We start from the raw sequence: 401 nt of genomic DNA, 5'->3' as shown, positions 1-401 counted from the left end.
TATCGTCACACCGGGTAACGTGCACGATAGTGTAGCGTTCCCCGATCTGCTCGACAAGGTCTCCGACCGCCTGATTCAACCGTTCGCCGCCGACTCCGCCTATAAAAATCCGGCCATTGCCAAGCTGCTGATTGACCGTGGGATCCTGCCGGTCTTCCCATACACTCGCCCGAAGGGTAAGAAGGGCGCCTTCAAGACCAAGGATTTCATCTACGACGAGCACCGTGACGTCTACATCTGCCCAAACAACGAGTTATTAACGTACAGTACGACGATGCGCGAGGGGAAACGCAAGTACGTCTCGAATCCCGCGGTTTGTGTGAACTGCCCGCTGCTCGAGCAGTGCACGAAGAGCCAGAAGCACCAGCGGATAATCGAGCGACACCTCTGGCAACCCTATA

At 56.1% G+C, this 401-nt stretch carries 1 protein-coding gene; it reads left to right on the top strand.

Translation table 11 applies throughout. From position 1 onward, the window contains the following. The coding region (locus KNP86_RS15610) for a transposase (protein ID WP_214755170.1) at positions 1–401 on the top strand (401 nt) is incomplete at both ends.

Source organism: Exiguobacterium sp. s16, from assembly GCF_018618115.1.
GTDB classification, from domain to species: domain Bacteria; phylum Bacillota; class Bacilli; order Exiguobacteriales; family Exiguobacteriaceae; genus Exiguobacterium; species Exiguobacterium mexicanum_A.
The sequence above is the reverse complement of the archived record's forward strand: the minus strand, read 5'-3'. Positions and strand labels throughout refer to the sequence as shown.